Genomic DNA, 15,545 nt, shown 5'->3' on the forward strand with positions numbered 1-15,545 from the left:
AGGCACGCCATTAGTTACGTTCCCGTCAGCAGGCGCACCATCAGGCGCCACCGGGAGTCCGAACGGTCCACCCGGCGCCTGGTGGTTGCCCTCTCCACCGGAGCGGTCCTGGCCTGGCTGCTGTCCGTGACGTTCTCAGCCCTGGTCAACGTGGGCGACGACGTCCACAACGTTGATCTCGCAGTCCATGACCTCTTCCTGGTGGTGGCCTTTGGCGCCATCATCCTGGTGGACTGGCACGGCTTTCTGTGGCTGATCGGCCGGCGCAAACTCGGCGAGATCATCCGGCTTGATGCGGCAGCAACACCGCTGATCTGGGGTGGCCTGGCCGGGCTGCTGGCCACGGGCGTGTTCCTCAGCCCACACCTGGACAACCCGATGACGGAATTCAAGCTGGGGGCGGTCCTTGTGCTCAGCCTGAACGGGATCATGCTGATCCCCCTCATGCGGCGCCTCGCCAGGCTTCCAGCCGAGGCCAGGTTCACGGACCTGACCCGCGGCCAGCGCCTCCACATGGTGGCGTGCCTGGCGGTCTCGCAACTCTGCTGGTGGACGGCGATCATCATCGGATTCATCAACGCTGAGTCCTGAGCCGCGGGCCGCCGTCGTCCGATTCCTTGCTGTTTTCGATACGCAAATCCCCCTGCGACACGCCCGTTCATCGTCGCCCCCCGGAATGTGGGCCGCGCAACGGAATCTGCGCCTCGGTAGGTAATCTGCGCAGCGGAAGTCGCAGGGTTCAGGTCTCCCGCGCCGCAACGTCAGATGCCGGAACGCCTGGCTGTTCCGTTGACCGGCCCCCACCGTCTCGGACCCCCACAGTCTCAGTCCGCTGCGTCGCTGCCCAGCTGGCCAGGACCTTCAGAGCGTCCTCGGCGGGCGTTCCGGGCTCGGCGGTGTAGATGTTGATTCGCAGGCCCGGGTCCGCTGGGAGCTCCATCGCCTCGTACGTCAGGTCCAGGTCCCCCACCACCGGGTGGTGCAGCCGTTTCCGGCCGGTGCGGTGGTACTTCACGTCGTGCCGGGCCCAGCGGACGCGGAACTCCTCGCTGCGGGTGGACAGCTCGCCCACCAGGTCCGAAAGGTCCTTGTCGTACGGGTTCCTTCCGGCTGTGGAGCGCAGCACGGCCACAATGTCGTCCGCGCTGCGCTCCCAGTCCCGGAAGAAATGCCGGGCCTTCGGATTCAGGAACGTGAACCGTGCACTGTTGGGCGGGGCCACCGCGTCCGCCATCATGTCCAGGTACAGGGCCCGTCCCAGCTCATTGGCGGCCAGCACGTCACCGCGGTCGTTGCGGACCCAGGCGGGGGCCGCGGTGATCGCGTCAATCACCCGCTGCACGCTGGGGCGCACGGTGAGGGTGCTCCGCTTCCGCCGCACCCGCGGAGCTGCCGTGGCCGCGCGGGCCAGGTCGAAAAGGTGGGCCGTCTCGGCGTCGTCCAACTGCAGCACCCGCGCCAACGCCTCCAGAACGCTGTCCGACGCTCCTGAAAGGCTTCCCCGCTCCAGCCGGATGTAGTAGTCAATGCTCATCCCCGCGAGCATGGCTACCTCCTCACGCCGCAGCCCCGCCACGCGCCGGTTGCCGCCGTAGGCAGGCAGCCCGGCGTCCTCCGGGGTAAGCCGGGCGCGGCGGGAGGTCAGGAATTTCCGCACATCCTCGCTGTTGGTCATGCCCCCACGCTACGCCCCGGGCAGCCAGCGAAGGAGGGACTGGCAAGCCCTCCCACAATCCCGCGCGCCGAAATAGCGTGGAGGCATGGAACTGAAACTCAACAACGGCGTCAGCATGCCGGCACTTGGCCTGGGCGTTTTCCAAAGTCCCCCGGAAGAGACGACGGCGGCAGTCCAGACAGCGCTCGAGGTGGGCTACCGGCACATCGACACAGCCGCCGCGTACGGCAATGAGCGGGAGGTGGGCGAAGGGATCCGCCGGTCCGGGCTGCCACGCGAAGAGGTCTTCATCGAAACGAAAGTGTGGGTCAGCGACTACGGCTACGACCAGGCCCTGCACGCCTGGGACAAGGCGGTGGGCAAGCTCGGCGTGGACCAGCTGGACCTGCTGATCCTGCACCAGCCCGCGCCGGACCGGATGGAAAAGACCATCGCCGCGTACAAGGCCCTGGAAACCCTGCTCCAGGACGGGCGGGTGCGGGCCATCGGCGTCAGCAACTTCATGCCGCACCACCTGCAGCAGCTGCTCGGCGAGACGGAGACCGTCCCGGCCGTGAACCAGATCGAGCTGCACCCCTACTTCCAGCAGCGCGAGGTCCAGGCAGCGGACGCGGAGCACGGCATCCTCACCCAGGCGTGGTCCCCAATCGGCGGCATCACCTTCTATCCGGGCTGGGGTGAGAACCGGAAGAACGTCATGCGGGACCCGGCGATTGCCGCCGTCGCGCAGTCCCACGGCAAGACCCCCGCCCAGGTGATGCTCCGCTGGCACCTGCAGCAGGGCCGCTCGGCCATCCCAAAGTCCACCAACCCGGTCCGCATCGCGGAAAACTTCGACGTGTTCGGCTTCGAGCTGTCCCCGGCAGAGCTCCGGACCATCGACGCTCTGGACACCGGCGTCCGCAGCGGACCGGACCCCGAAGTGGCCCGCCCGGAGCGGTTCGCCATGGTCATCCCCGAAGCCTAAAGGAGCAACACCTATGGAATACCGTCCCCTTGGCCGCACCGGTGTGCAGGTCAGCCCCCTCTGCCTCGGTGCCATGATGTTCGGCCCCTGGGGCAATGACGACCGCGCCGACGCCACCCGCATCATCCACCGCGCCCTGGACGCCGGGATCAACTTCATCGACACCGCGGACGTGTACTCCGGCGGCGCCTCGGAGGAGATCGTGGGCGAGGCGATCGCCGGCAGGCGCGACGACGTTTTCCTGGCCACCAAGTTCTTCATGCCCATGGACGAGAACGACCCCAACCAGCGCGGCGGTTCCCGGCGCTGGATCATGCGGGAGGTGGAGAACTCGCTGCGCCGGCTGAACACTGACTACATCGACCTCTACCAGGTTCACCGGCCCAGCCCGGACACCGATGTGGAGGAGACCTTGGGCGCCCTCACCGACCTGGTCCGCCAGGGGAAGGTCCGCTACATCGGCTCCTCGTCCTACGGCGGCTCGCAGATCGTGGAGGCGCAGTGGGCGTCGCGCGAGCGCAATTTGGAGCGGTTCGTCACCGAGCAGCCGCCGTACTCCATCCTGGCCCGCGGGATCGAGGAGGACGTCCTGCCCACGGTGCAGCGGCACGGGATGGGCACGCTCACCTACAGTCCGCTGGCGGGCGGCTGGCTCTCCGGCCGGTGGCGGAAGGACTCCCCCTCCCGGCCCACCTCGTCCCGCCGGCCCAGCGCCCGGTTCGACATGAGCCAGCCCGCCAACCAGCGCAAGCTGGACGTCGTGGAGGAGCTGGCGCAGGTGGCCGAATGGGCCGGCGTCACCCTGATCGAGATGGCCATCGCGTTCGTCATCAACCATCCCGGCGTCACCTCCGCGATCGTGGGCCCGCGCACCATGGAACAGCTGGAGTCCTACCTCCCCGCCGCGGACACCGTCCTGGCACCCGAGGTCCTGGACCGGATCGACCAGCTGGTGGCCCCCGGCGTCACCCTCAACCCGGACGACAACAGCTACGGCGCCTACGAACTGACAGCACACGCACGACGCCGGCAACGGGCTTAGCTGCCCACCCCACCTAACACTCCCCTACGAAAGGACACACCCATGGCTACGTGGCTCATCACAGGCTGCTCCACCGGACTTGGCCGCGCACTCGCGGAAACAGTGCTCGCGTCCGGGCACAACGCGGTGGTCACCGCCCGGGACGTGGAGACGGTCAAGGACATCACCGCCGGCTTCCCGGACACCGGGCTCCCGCTCCCCCTCGATGTGACGGACAAGGCGCAGATCACCGCGGCCGTGGGCGCGGCCCGGGAAAAGTTCGGCAGCATCGACGTGTTGGTGAACAACGCCGGCTACGGCTACCGGGCCGCCGTGGAGGAAGCGGACGACGCCGACATCCGCCGCCTGTTCGACACCAACTTCTTTGGCGCCGTGGACATGATCAAGGCCGTGGTCCCCGGCATGCGCGCCAACAAGTCGGGGTCCATCCTGAACATCTCCTCGATCGGGGCGCGGATCACCCCGGCCGGCTCCGGCTACTACGCGGCCACCAAGGCAGCGCTGGAAGGCATGACCGGATCGCTCCGCAACGAACTGAAGCCGCTGGGCATCAACGTCACCGCCATCGAACCCGGCGGCTTCCGCACCGACTTCGCCGGCCGCTCACTCACCCAGTCCGCATCCGCGATCGGTGACTACGCGGACACGGCCGGCAAGCGCCGCAAGGAAGTCGACACCGCCCACGGCAACCAGCCCGGGGACCCTGACAAGGCAGCCAAGGCGATCCTCGCCGTCGTCGATTCCCCCAACCCGCCGGGCCTGCTGGTCCTGGGCACGGACGCCTTCGGCGCGTTCGGCATGGTGGCCGACGCGCAGCGCGCCGAGCTGGACCAGTGGCAGGAGTTGAGCACCAGCACCGACATCGACTAGGCGCAGCCACCACCGAGCAGTCCCGCCCAGGTACTTTCCCGCATCACCGCGGACCAGTGGCAATACCCACATTTCCCGCCGAATATGGCCTCGGCCTTGCCGTGCGCGGAGCGGGGACAAATAGGATGGCCCGTAGGTTTACCGGCCGGAGACGAAGGGCGCCCCATGATCGAGATCCTCAACCCCGCGGAGGTGGCGCGCGCCCGGGAAACCGGCGCGCTGGTGGCGGACATCCTGCAGGCCATGAAGGCCCGCGCCACGGTGGGCACCAACCTCCTGGACATCGACCAGTGGACCAAGGAGATGATCACCGGGGCCGGCGCCGAATCCTGCTACGTGGACTATGCCCCGTCGTTTGGGCGCGGCCCGTTCGGGCATTACATCTGCACCGGCGTGAACGATGCCGTGCTGCACGGGCTCCCCCACGACTACCAGCTGGCCGACGGCGACCTGCTCACCCTGGACCTCGCCGTCGTCAAGAACGGCGTGGCCGCCGACGCCGCCATCAGCTTCATCGTGGGCGAATCACGCCCGGCGGAAAGCGTGGCCATGATCGAGGCCACCGAGCGGGCACTAGCCGCAGGAATCGCCGCCGCCGGGCCGGCCGCCAAGATCGGCGACATCTCCTACGCAATCGGCCGCGTCCTCATCGACGCGGGGTACCCGGTCAACACGCAGTTCGGCGGCCACGGCATCGGCTCCACCATGCACCAGGACCCGCACGTCCCCAACACCGGGCGGCCAGGGCGCGGCTTCAAACTGCGCCCAGGGCTGTTGCTGGCGCTGGAGCCGTGGATCATGGCGGACACGGCGGAGCTGGTGACAGACGACGACGGCTGGACCCTCAGGAGCGCCACGGGCTGCCGGACGGCGCACACCGAACACACCATCGCCATCACCGAGGACGGCGCGGAAATCCTGACCCTGCCCTCGCGGTAAGAACTCTTCAGCGGGACCTGAAGAGGACGGCAGCGAGGGCGCCCGCGCTGATGAGGCCTTGCACCATCACGGTGACTGGGTGGACGCCGCCAACATAAACGGACACCAGCACCGGCGCCAGCGCCAGCATGGTCACATCCAGTCCGTGGAACAGGGTGACGAGTTGTGCCTGCGGGAGCGGACCGAACGGGGTTTCAACGGGAGGAACGGACCAGTCGGAAACGGGGCGGGCGGCCCCGCGTACGGCACCCGCCCCCATGCCAATCCCCGCCAGGGCCCCCAGCAGGATCAGGGCAGGTCCCGCTACACCCAGCAGCACCAGGACCCCGCCCAGGCACGCCATCCAGAGACTCAGCGCCAAGGCGGGCATGAGTGTCCGGCTGGCTCGGATGAAGGCCAGTGGTACCGGCAGCAGGGTATCGAGTCCGGGAACCAGGACTGTTCGGCGTGCCACCGTGCCCGCGCTGGAGGCGACGGCGCAGCCGGCGATGGCGATGACAGCGATCTGGGCCAGTGCCGGCAGCCCGTAGTCGACGAGCAGTACCGCAATAATGACCCCCAACCACACCACCGGCACCGTCAAGGACGGGTGCAGCCGGACAAAAGCCACGATGTCAGCGCGGACCAGGGCGCCGAAGGGACCCCGTGCGGGCTTGGCGTAGAAGCGTGCCGCCCTGCGGGCGTCGCCGCGCTGCCCGGCTCCGTGGAGCGACCGGAACAGTTCGTTGGTATCCATGAAGAACAGCGAGGACGCTGCGTGACCGGCCACTGCCCCGCCGCGGATCAGGTCTGCCCCGCGGACCTGGCCGGCCCGCGAGCCCACGATGCCCAGAAGAAGGACGGCGGCCAGTACTGCGATTGCCAAGGGCCACGGCGAGGCAGCCACGCAGGGTAGGACCGCGCACGGAACCAGGGCAGCCGCTGAGGCCAGGCGTCCGGCCCGGTGGGACATGATCTCCAGCTGCATCAGCCCCGCCAAGGCGATGGCCACGACGCCGACTGCGCCGAAAGTAGCCGATGCCAGCAGGTGCCCGGGAAAGCTCCGCTCCACTGAAGTCAGGACGCTGAAGGGCAGGAACGCGGCACCTGACGCGACGCCGCCAACAATGCACCGGCGCAGGAAGGGAGGCAGGACCATCGGCCGCCGGTCCACCGGCAACGGCAGCCACCATTGCCCCTCGGGCCCCTGGACCGTGATGGGACCGAGCCGCCGGGAGAGCGTCATGACCGCGGCAAGCGCCGCGTACACCAGCAGGGCCCAGAGCACCGGAGCGGGAATCAAGGGCCAATGGCCGCTGACGGTCACGCGCCCGGCCGTGCCCCGGCTGATGATCTCACCCTGCAGACCCGCCACGAACGAGGCCGCCAAAGCAACGACGCACCCCAGGGCAAGCGCGTAGCTGTAAAGGTCCGAGAACAGATCCCGCAATGATGTCCGGCTGCGGTTGTACCGGCGCGAGGACCGGCGGGTGAAGGCGGTGATTTCCGCGGACAGGTCCCGGGTAGGGCTGGCTGCCGCGCCGCCAACCAGTGTCCTGGCGTCAACTCCCGGCAATGGTCAGTGCCCCCTGCTCGGGCGTGACCTCGTTGACGACGTCGTCAATCACCAGGCATGTCGAGGCAACCGCCTCCAGGAGCGCAGGGTCGTGGGTAACCAGCACCACGGCTCCGCCGTCCCGGGCGTGCCCGATCAGGCGTTGCGCCAGAGCCTCCCGCATCAACGGATCAAGCCGCTGTTCGGGCTCATCAAGGATCACCAGCGCCGAAGGACGCATCAGGCCCGCAGCCAGCAGCAGCCGGCGGCGTTGTCCGGACGACAGGGAGTCCGGCACGACGCCGGACCGGCCGGTCAAGCCAAAGAATTCGAGCTCGGCGTCGACTGCCTGGTCCGGATTCTCCAGTGAATGTCCGCGTGCGATCAGGAGCAGGTGCTCACGGACCGTCAGGGAGGGAAAGAACAGGTCATCATCGAAAACGGAGGCGACGTCGCGGCGGAACGACACGGCATCAGGGTCTACGGGGCCGCCCTGGACCCTGACCTCCCCGGCCAGCGGCAGCTGCCGTCCGGCGATGGTCCGGGCAACCGTTGACTTGCCCGCACCGTTGAGTCCCACCACTCCCAGCACCCCGCCTGCCTGAAGCCGCACCGATACCTCGCCACAGACCGGTGCGCCGGCGTACCCCACTAACAACTGCTCAACCTCGAGAACTGCCCCCACATCAGCCATCCAGCCACCCTACCGGGGTGAATTGCCGCTCGGATCCGTCGGATACCAGTGCTCGGCGCCGGGGTCGCGTCGTGATTAGGAACTGCGGCCCGCGGCACGAAGCGAAAGAATGGCCTTGGAGGCGAAGATTACGCCGGCGAGCAGCAGTATCACCGCCGAGACGACGCTGTACCAGACGCCGTTGGAATTCAGTGCGACATATACGCCGACAAGAGAGAAAATAACTGCCCCCAGCGACCAAATGAGCGTTGCCCTCATGGTGTTATTCATGGCATCAGCCTAAAGGATGCCGTCATTTTCCGAAGCCGTCTGCACAAATGTCCAAAGTCCTCTGCACAGCCGTAACTTCTACGTGGACCGTCGTTGGAGTTCGCGGTACACCGTGGTCCTGGACACTCCGAACAGCTCCGCGAGTTCCGCCTGCGTGTGCTCCCCTGCGTCGTGCAGTGTGAACAGATGCTTCCGCTGCGGCTTGGACAACTTAGTCTGCTTTCCTTTCAACCCCCCCCCCTTCGCCTTAGCGACAGCCATTCCCTCGCGGGTGTGCATCCGGATCAGGTCCGCCTCGAACTCCGCCACCATCCCCAGGACGTAAATAGCAGCCGGCCCACGGGGTCATTCGGATCGTGCGTGCTTACGCCGAGACTGAGCAGCACCCCTTTGGCCGTGAGTGCCCTGCACGCAAGGTAGCGAAGATCAGGATGCCCATGGCCGTTGCAGTGAACGAGAGGCCGTTGGAACCCTGAACAGCGAGAACTACGGAGACGACCAGGACCACAACTGCAACGACGAGTAGTCCCCATCGTCCGGCAGTCATCATTTTCCCAGTTCTGTGGGCTTTTGGATCATGCCATTTTCGAACCAAGCCAGCGGTATATAGGAGCATGCCATGCCGCGAGCCTACCCACTCGGGCATCCAACGCAAGTCACAGCCGAAGTATGCGGCTCGCAAAACGTCCCCGTAAGCCGGTTGCTTTCCGGACGCTTCAGCGCCCGGAACGGGATCCTTCACCGAACACCGCAGCGTCGCTCGGTTCACTTCGATTCGAAGGAGATGGTCTCTGTGGTCGCGTCTTCGACTGCAGGCTTCCCGTAGATCAGTGCATACCGGGAGTATGGCTCTAGCTGATCGTCTTTGGACGTATGGTGATCCCTCCAGCGCAGGAAAATCTCGAAGGGATTTCTTCCCGCTTTGCTTCTTGCCCATGCAATGACGTCCGTGACTTCTCTGGCATCGGTGATATCCCATTCATCAACGAGCCACGCGAAATTCATGGCCGGCGGTGGAAACCAAAGACGCACTCTGTAGCTCGGCGGTAGATCGCCACCTCCGACGGAGTCATCTGGAGCAGCTCGCACAATTCGCATGGGCCGAGCCTACGCCGCGAAGTCGAAAGCAGGTGGCCTATGCACCATCGGCTTACGGAGAGACTGAACCGCGGTGGGAAGCTGTTGCCTCTTTAGCCACGACTTCCTCTCAACGACGCAATTAAAGGTTCCGGGTAGCCACCAGTCGTTCCACGGCTGAGGTGCGCTCAAGGTTGTTGAGTCCGACTTGGACGGCTACTGGCGGGTTGACGTGTCTGTAGAGCTCGATGCCTGTTCCGTTGACCTTCCAGAGGGCAGACGCGTTGCCGGCTGGTTGTATCGAGTCGTCCAGTGGTTCTCCGAATTTAGCGAGGATCAGGGAGTGTACGGAGTCGAATAGATCAAAAGGTGGCGTGGCTGGACTGCGCGGCTCTTGTTCGAGGAAGAGGCTGATTCCAACCAGTTCGCCCTCGTGTGCCATCCAAGAGCCGACTGGAGTGGTCGATGCAGAATCAGTGATTATCCCTCCGACTACTGCCGGTGATGCTCCCTTCTGGGGAGCTCCGGGGAGTTGCCCCAGTCCAAGCATCTGAAAGTAGCTATCTTGTTCGGCTTCCGTGGCGGGCCAGCCGGACGACGCGACCAAGGTGATGAGAGCCAACACCTGTTCCGGAGCCCGTTCACGGGCGTTGTCCTTGTCTTCCATGCCCACACCATACGTTGCCTTGAGCGGGAAGATGCCGAAGATCCGTCAACGCAATTTGGAGGAGGACCTGGACGTGCCCCAATCGGGGCACATGGTCCCGCCTTGGGGCATGACCACAGCGTCCCGTAAGCCGGTCGATCAGCGTGCACAAGGAGGTGGCTGGCAGGGTCCGCACGGTTGCTGTCATTTTCCGAAGTCGTCTGCACGAACTGCCTTGGAATTCCGGGCGTTGTGTAGTCGAGTATGGATATCTGGTTTCCGAAGTCCCCTGCACAAAGCGTCACTTTGATCGGGAGTTGCCTGCACGGAACGTCAGCGTCAGGTTGGGGGGTGTCCCTATGCTTTTCGTCAAGCGGCTTGGGCGGGTTCCTCCTCGTAGAGGGTGCCGTTTCTGAGCATTGAGTAGATGACGTCGCAGCGGCGCCGAGCAAGGCAGATGACGGCGGCGTTGTGCTTCTTCCCCTGGTCCCGTTTCTTTTGGTAGTAGGCCTTCGAGGCCGCGTGGTGGCAGCTGGCGATCCAAGCGGATCTGAACAGTGCGTTCTTGAGCTGCTTGTTGCCTGATCGGGCAGCGAATTCACCGCGGATCGAGCTGCCTGAGCGTCGTGTGACTGGGGCGATGCCTGAGTAGGCCGCGAGGTGTCCAGCGGAGGTGAAGGTGCCGGCATCGCCGATGGTCAGGAGTATCGTCGCTGCGGTCTTGATGCCTACTCCTGGCATGGACATCAAGACCCGGGAAAGAGGGAAGTCGTCGAGGAGCTTTTCGACTTCTTCGGCCACGATGGCTCGCTGGTGTTTGAGTTCTTTAATCTGGGCTGCGACGCGGGGGATGACCAGTTCGACGGCTTCGGTGCCGATGACGGTAGCCGTCTGCTCGCCCAGTGCCGTGAAGATGGCGTCAACCAGGTTCACCGGGTCCTTGCGGCTGTGGTTCCTGGCCCAGCGCAGCACGTTGGACCGCCCGGCCACACGCAAGCCGGTCGGCCCGGCGTACTTGATGAACAGCTCCAAGACCAGGGACCGGGTCAGCACGGTTCCGGGGAAGACACGTTCCAGGGCGGGAAAGATCTGCAGCAGCAGGGACCGCAGACGGTTGATCGCCCTGGTGCACTCATGGGTCAGATCGGCGTCGAATCCCGAGAGGACCTTTAGCGCCGCAAGCACCTCGCTGTCCCGGTCAACGGCCCGCAGTGTGTGTGGCATCGCCCGCGCCGTTTCGGCGATGATGAACGCATCCCGCGCGTTCGTCTTGGACTTTCCCGGGTACAGGTCAGCGGCTTTACGCATCGCCAAGCCAGGCAGGTATGCAACAGTGCAGCCGCAGTCCCGGGCCACGGCTATCGGTAGTGCGCCGATGGTGTTGGGCTGGTCCACGATCACCAGCACCCTGCCGTGCCTGCTGCAGGCCGGTGAAAAGCTCGCGCAGCCGCCCCTCATCCTGAGGCAACGGCTTGTCGAAAACCCGCTCACCGGTCGCGTTCAACGCCGCGGCGTGATGCTCGGACTTGCCAACTTCAAGCCCGCAGTAGACCTCGTAACCTTCGTCCATCCGGCGCTCCTTTGCACCACTTCTGGCCGCAGTCACGACACCCGATGCTGGCACCCACGTTACAAAGAGACCTGGCCCCTGCGAAAGGAGCCGGCCGTGTCCCTATCAGCAGTCAACGCGTGTCTCCGAACCTGGCGACAACACCCCCCGGATCATCAGTGACAGGGCAAGAAAGTCATACCAGGTCCAGCGACCAAATCCCCGACCTTCGGGGACGGAATAAATGTAACGGGCAGGCAAACCACGGCCGGCGATGACCCACTGACGCACGTATAAGGCTCCTGTGTGCACATTCTCTTCGTGCAGGGTAAGCGTACATCGCCCATAGTCTGGGCGGTCGGCGGCATGACGCGCATCGAACATGCGCGCTGAGGGACCGGCTTTCGGGACGACGTCGAAATCAGGACGCCCCCGACGGATGGTGGTGTGGCCGATCACTAATGTGACGGCTTGAATCAGGTTTGCTCGCGACTCGCCGGTTGAATCTCAGTAGTTCTTGCGTTCCAAGCAAGTCTCCAAGCTGAGCACCACCAGACCTTGACGATGAGGACCTGGGCCGCTCCCGCGTTCCGAATCGTGCCCCGGCATCCGTTCTGAGCTACTTGATTTGACTACGGAGGCCGCTCTGCGAGGGTGGTTGGTGTGTCCACTGGGGCACCTACCTATTGGGGGGATCTAAGATGAAAAGCACTCCACGCCGTTTTCTGTCATCAGTTGTGGCCGTGTTGGCCATTGTCGCGGGATTTTTCGTTTCGGCAGCGCCAGCGCAGGCGCTTGAAGTCAAAGAGCGGTACTACAACAACTGGTTCTACGACGAGGCCAAGTGCATGAGCCAAGGTAACAGGATGCTTCAGTTGCAGCCGGACTGGATAGGTTTCAAGTGCTACCGCGGACCGGGTGATGCCAAGTGGTCGATGGATGCTTACGTCGATGACGGTTTCGGTTGTTTCGCTCCCACCACCTCGGAAAGGTCCGGTGGCCAGGTCACTGAATACCGGGTGGTTGCTGATTCCGCAAAGGAACCTGCACCGCTATGCGGATAAGTGACACTCTAATCCCGTGGAATTCCACGGTCCGGGCGCGAGGTTGGCTGACCCGAACAGATGGACGGACTTGGTTCACGCACCGTGCTCCTCAGCAGCCGGAAGGAGCCCAAACCGGGATTGAAGTTCTCAGCGGCGTCCCTGCCGGTGCAGCCGGAACCCCCGTTCACGGCGAACTTATCGCTCGGTGGGAACATGACGGACTTGACCTCACGTCCTGGCAAGAAGGACCGGAGGTCCAAGACCCGATTACCGAGGGTGCCACACAACTGACCAGGCACCTAAGCGCTCAACAGCGGCAAAAGACACCGTTCTTGAACTCCGCCGAGCAGGAGGCAGGGGAGGCAACAATCCAAAGTCTCTTCGCTGATGGGCGAGTTGTTTCGCGCTCGGTGCTGACTGTGCGTCCAGGCGAGAAGGTCACGGTGATTGCCGCCCGCGACCCAAACGAGGTGCGTAAAATCCTGGGCCCCTTCTTCGCCCCTGGCTATCTCTTTCTGGTCCGGGCCTCTTGGTCCGCGCTGGATGTCTCAGATGCAAGGGAAGCACTGGCCAACCTTCCCGAAGGTTTGGTCATTTCCATAGGGCAGGGCCTCAACGCCCAGGGTGAAAACCCACTTCGTGTGGTGCTGTTCGCAGCCAGCAGTGAATTCGAGTCCGTCAGGCGACAGAGTCCACCCGGACTCATTCTCGAAGAAGTCTGGTTCCAGCAGTAACAAAAGGCGCCTCGCTCCGCACCGTGGCGTGGACCGACGGAACGGAGGGATTGGCTCTATTCGAGTCAATCCCTCCTTCCTGCGGCCGCCGAGTGGCTGTAGGAATCGATTAGCTTGGTGCCGGCAACGGGACCGCTAAGGCGCGGCGGATGGTGATCTCGCTGACGCCCAGCGCTTGGCCGATGCGACGGTAGGAGATTCTTTCGGCGCGCATGTTGCGTGCCTGTTCCAGCCGGTCCGGGGTCATTTTCGAGGGGCGGCCGCCTTTGCGGCCGCGGCGAGCAGCTGCGGCCAGCCCGTCATTGGTTTTACGGGAAATGTCCCGACGCCGGTCCTCGGCCAAGGCAAGGGCTAGATTCAGCCGGAACGAACTTTGAGCGTGTTCACCCGCGGCAATGCCATCGAGGATTTTCACGGCCACTCCCCGCTGGAACAGCTCGTTCAGTGTCAGCAGCCCTTCAAGCAAGTTTCGGGAAAGCCGGTCCACCTCTATCACCGCGAGCATGTCCCCTGGCCGCAACTCCTTCACGGCGGCCGCCAGTCCGGGGCCTTCGTCAAGGCTAGTTTGCCGCTGACCCGTTCTTCGAATACCCGCCAACAGAGCGGGCCCAGGGCATCGTGCTGCCGCTGCGTCTCCTGCGCGTCGGTGCTTACCCGCACCAACCCAATCAGTGCCATGACCTGTGACTTACGGCGGTAAATGGCGGTCTTTTCGCGGCGCTATTTGGCGCGTTCGTAGCAGTCGGCACCGCGTCGGTCTTCAGATGGTGCGCCTTTGGAGCTCGCGGTACACCGTGGTCCTGGATACGCCGAACAGCTCCGCGAGTTCCGCCTGCGTGCGCTCCCCGGCGTCGTGCAGCGTGAAAAGATGCTTCCGCTGCGTCTTAGACAGCTTAGGCTGCTTTCCTTTCAACCGGCCCTTGGCTTTAGCGACCGCCATTCCCTCACGGGTGCGCATCCGGACCCCTCGCCGTGACATCTCGAGCCGATGAGCTTGTCGGACGGAGGATTTCGGAGGTTGGCCTTCATGATTAGACGCCTGAGAGCCATTAAGGTGACAGCATGAAGGTACTCACACATGCTCCTGCTGACCTCGTCATCGGAACGAGCGATGGTGTCGACGTGCGCTTCGCCGGAGTCCAGTTGAAAGACACACCGGGCGACCTCGGTGGTGCCACTGCACGAAGGGCCGGTATCCACTTGTTCCTCAGTGGTGTACGCGGTGAAGAGACGATGTCTCGGGACGTCTTGTTCGAACGGGACGCTATGAGTGGGCGGAACGGCGCAAGGCTGCGGGAGCGGATACAACCGAGAACGCGCCGGTGATGCCTGCTGTCGCTGTCTTTGAGCGGCTGACCACAGTCGTGTCTGATGATCTCGGGACTGAGTATCAGTGGTCAGAAGGCCAGGTAGCGGGCGGTGGCACGGAATGGCAAGCCCATTGGATCTACATCCCGACCCCACCCGCGGAGGCCCGGACGCTCCGTTTCGAGTTCAACATCGGCGGGCAGCCAACCGGACGGTACTGCGAGCTCAAGCTCGCGGAGTCCGACGCCGCTGGCCTCTGAAGGCGCTCCCTGGTGCGCTAAAGGATCCCTAATCGGGCTAGCCTCTGGCTGGTCCACCACTTAGTGAGCCGGCACACCGTGAAACGCCGTCCAATGACATTCTGTTCAGGCGATTCCCGATCAGAGCGAAGCCTTGTGCAGAGGAATTTGGAAACCAGACGTCCAAACTCGACTGCACATCTCCCGGAATATCAAGGGATTTCGTGCAGACGCGTTCGGAAAATGGCAGATGCGCGATGTGGCAACGTCTTTGTCTGGTCCGTCATACCCGCGGGGCCGGCATACTCCCATCCCGGCAGGCGCTACTCCGTCCCCACCACGGTGCTGCGGCGTTCCAGCAGCAGCGTGTCCTGCCAGTGCCCGGCCTTGGGTCCGTTGCTGATCCGGGCGATCCGCTCCCGGGTGCCCACCACCCGGAAACCCAGCTTCCGGTGCAGCACCAGGCTGGGGGTGTTCCCCGGGAAGATGCTGGACTGGATGGTCCAGATGCCCGCAGCTTCCGTGGATCCGATCAGGGCGGCCAGGAGAAGCCGGCCCACGCCACGGCCCTGCGCCGCCGGGTCAACATAGATGGAATGCTCCACCAACCCCCGGTACACCTCACGCGAGGAAACCCGGGACACGGCAGCCCAGCCCAGGACCCGCCCCGCATCCTCGGCGACGATGCGATGCTCGGGCAACCGCACGGCGTCGAACGCTTCCCACGTGGGCGGCTCACTCTCGAAGGTTGCCTCCCCCGTGGCGATGCCCGCGGCGTAAATGGTGTGGACGGCGGCCCAGTCGGTGGGGCACATGGGGCGGATGGTTACGGGGCGGTCCATGGTTCCCATTATGGGTCTTCTGTCCATCGACGAAGGTCGATACGCTGGGAGCGGCTCACACCGGACTGGTCGAGGCCTGGAAGAACCACGACGGAGGACCGTATGCCTGCCAT

The 15,545-nt window shown here is 64.6% G+C and carries 15 protein-coding genes and 3 pseudogenes; 7 read left to right on the forward strand and 11 right to left on the reverse strand.

The window, feature by feature from the left end:
* Positions 1-81 precede the first annotated feature (81 nt).
* The gene (locus HNO81_RS08750; protein WP_371818198.1) at positions 82-591 is read left to right on the forward strand and encodes a hypothetical protein; all 510 of its coding nucleotides are present in this window, start codon (positions 82-84) and stop codon (positions 589-591) included.
* Between the two features lie 148 nt (positions 592-739).
* On the opposite strand, the gene HNO81_RS08755 is transcribed toward HNO81_RS08750, so the two are convergent.
* The gene (locus HNO81_RS08755; protein ID WP_175317742.1) at positions 740-1,675 is read right to left on the reverse strand and encodes a helix-turn-helix transcriptional regulator; all 936 of its coding nucleotides are present in this window, start codon (positions 1,673-1,675) and stop codon (positions 740-742) included.
* Between the two features lie 85 nt (positions 1,676-1,760).
* Between HNO81_RS08755 and HNO81_RS08760 the strand changes: the two genes are divergently transcribed.
* From HNO81_RS08760 to map, 4 genes are all read left to right on the forward strand, one after another.
* Positions 1,761-2,642 carry an aldo/keto reductase gene (locus HNO81_RS08760; protein ID WP_175317743.1) on the forward strand — a complete coding sequence of 294 codons (882 nt, stop codon included), beginning with the start codon at positions 1,761-1,763 and terminating at the stop codon, positions 2,640-2,642.
* Positions 2,643-2,655: 13 nt separating this feature from the next.
* Positions 2,656-3,684 carry an aldo/keto reductase gene (locus HNO81_RS08765; RefSeq protein WP_175317744.1) on the forward strand — a complete coding sequence of 343 codons (1,029 nt, stop codon included), beginning with the start codon at positions 2,656-2,658 and terminating at the stop codon, positions 3,682-3,684.
* 42 nt (positions 3,685-3,726) lie between these two features.
* Positions 3,727-4,554, forward strand: coding sequence for an oxidoreductase (locus tag HNO81_RS08770; protein WP_175317745.1), 828 nt, complete (start codon positions 3,727-3,729; stop codon positions 4,552-4,554).
* Between the two features lie 165 nt (positions 4,555-4,719).
* Positions 4,720-5,493, forward strand: coding sequence for a type I methionyl aminopeptidase (gene map / locus HNO81_RS08775; protein ID WP_175317746.1), 774 nt, complete (start codon positions 4,720-4,722; stop codon positions 5,491-5,493).
* A 7-nt stretch (positions 5,494-5,500) separates the two neighbouring features.
* Here the strand turns inward: map and HNO81_RS08780 are convergent, their stop codons facing one another.
* The 7 genes and pseudogenes from HNO81_RS08780 to HNO81_RS08810 form a co-directional block, all read right to left on the reverse strand.
* Positions 5,501-7,048, reverse strand: coding sequence for a DUF6297 family protein (locus HNO81_RS08780; RefSeq protein ID WP_254703380.1), 1,548 nt, complete (start codon positions 7,046-7,048; stop codon positions 5,501-5,503).
* Positions 7,035-7,712 carry an ABC transporter ATP-binding protein gene (locus tag HNO81_RS08785; protein ID WP_175317828.1) on the reverse strand — a complete coding sequence of 226 codons (678 nt, stop codon included), beginning with the start codon at positions 7,710-7,712 and terminating at the stop codon, positions 7,035-7,037. Before HNO81_RS08785 ends, HNO81_RS08780 begins: the two co-directional genes overlap by 14 nt.
* 84 nt (positions 7,713-7,796) lie before the next feature.
* Positions 7,797-7,991 carry a hypothetical protein gene (locus tag HNO81_RS08790; protein ID WP_175317747.1) on the reverse strand — a complete coding sequence of 65 codons (195 nt, stop codon included), beginning with the start codon at positions 7,989-7,991 and terminating at the stop codon, positions 7,797-7,799.
* Between the two features lie 78 nt (positions 7,992-8,069).
* Positions 8,070-8,422: pseudogene (locus tag HNO81_RS19975) on the reverse strand (recombinase family protein); the annotation flags it as partial.
* A 334-nt stretch (positions 8,423-8,756) separates the two neighbouring features.
* Positions 8,757-9,089 carry a hypothetical protein gene (locus HNO81_RS08800; protein ID WP_175317748.1) on the reverse strand — a complete coding sequence of 111 codons (333 nt, stop codon included), beginning with the start codon at positions 9,087-9,089 and terminating at the stop codon, positions 8,757-8,759.
* Positions 9,090-9,210: 121 nt separating this feature from the next.
* Positions 9,211-9,735, reverse strand: a complete 525-nt coding sequence (locus HNO81_RS08805; RefSeq protein ID WP_175317749.1) for a hypothetical protein — start codon at positions 9,733-9,735, stop codon at positions 9,211-9,213.
* 348 nt (positions 9,736-10,083) lie between these two features.
* Positions 10,084-11,284, reverse strand: a pseudogene (locus HNO81_RS08810) (IS110 family transposase).
* A gap of 680 nt (positions 11,285-11,964) precedes the next feature.
* Here HNO81_RS08810 and HNO81_RS08815 point away from each other — a divergent pair.
* Together HNO81_RS08815 and HNO81_RS08820 are read left to right on the forward strand one after the other, a co-directional pair.
* Positions 11,965-12,327, forward strand: a complete 363-nt coding sequence (locus HNO81_RS08815; protein ID WP_175317750.1) for a hypothetical protein — start codon at positions 11,965-11,967, stop codon at positions 12,325-12,327.
* 314 nt (positions 12,328-12,641) lie between these two features.
* Positions 12,642-13,043: a hypothetical protein gene (locus HNO81_RS08820; RefSeq protein WP_175317751.1), complete on the forward strand. Its 402-nt coding sequence runs from the start codon at positions 12,642-12,644 to the stop codon at positions 13,041-13,043.
* Positions 13,044-13,152: 109 nt separating this feature from the next.
* Here HNO81_RS08820 and HNO81_RS08825 read toward each other — a convergent pair whose 3' ends face one another.
* The 3 genes and pseudogenes from HNO81_RS08825 to HNO81_RS08835 all read right to left on the reverse strand — a co-directional run bounded on the left by HNO81_RS08825 (position 13,153) and on the right by HNO81_RS08835 (position 15,432).
* Positions 13,153-13,548, reverse strand: coding sequence for a recombinase family protein (locus HNO81_RS08825; protein ID WP_254703389.1), 396 nt, complete (start codon positions 13,546-13,548; stop codon positions 13,153-13,155).
* Positions 13,549-13,803: 255 nt separating this feature from the next.
* A pseudogene (locus HNO81_RS08830) lies at positions 13,804-14,007 on the reverse strand (helix-turn-helix domain-containing protein); the annotation flags it as partial.
* 906 nt (positions 14,008-14,913) lie between these two features.
* Positions 14,914-15,432, reverse strand: coding sequence for a GNAT family N-acetyltransferase (locus tag HNO81_RS08835; RefSeq protein WP_175317752.1), 519 nt, complete (start codon positions 15,430-15,432; stop codon positions 14,914-14,916).
* Positions 15,433-15,545: the final 113 nt, after the last annotated feature.

This window comes from Pseudarthrobacter sp. C4D7 (assembly GCF_013359725.1).
Taxonomy (GTDB): domain Bacteria; phylum Actinomycetota; class Actinomycetes; order Actinomycetales; family Micrococcaceae; genus Arthrobacter.